This is a genomic window from Acinetobacter sp. ABJ-A23_2, from assembly GCF_044538765.1.
In the GTDB taxonomy this organism is placed as follows: Bacteria; Pseudomonadota; Gammaproteobacteria; order Pseudomonadales; family Moraxellaceae; genus Acinetobacter; species Acinetobacter nosocomialis_A.
Window position 1 is genome coordinate 1 of record NZ_JBIUCP010000144.1, and the last position, 225, is coordinate 225.

General features: G+C 48.4%; 1 protein-coding gene. It reads left to right on the forward strand.

Annotated features, from left to right (window positions below; genetic code table 11):
• A partial coding sequence (locus ACH63V_RS18240; RefSeq protein WP_396464338.1) for a hypothetical protein occupies positions 1 to 225 on the forward strand: 225 nt, incomplete at both ends.

Genomic DNA, 225 nt, shown 5'->3' on the forward strand with positions numbered 1-225 from the left:
GTGTAACGGCAGGGGACAGTAAGCTGGATACGAATGGTTTAACCATCACTGGTGGACCAAGTGTGACCAAGACTGGTATTGATGCTGCAGGCAACACAATCAGTAACGTAGCAGCAGGCACCAATGCTACTGATGCAGTAAACAAAGGCCAGCTTGATGCGTTAAGTACGTCAAGCAACAACAAGACCGATGCCTTGGGCAACAGTACAGCTAATAATCTGGGTG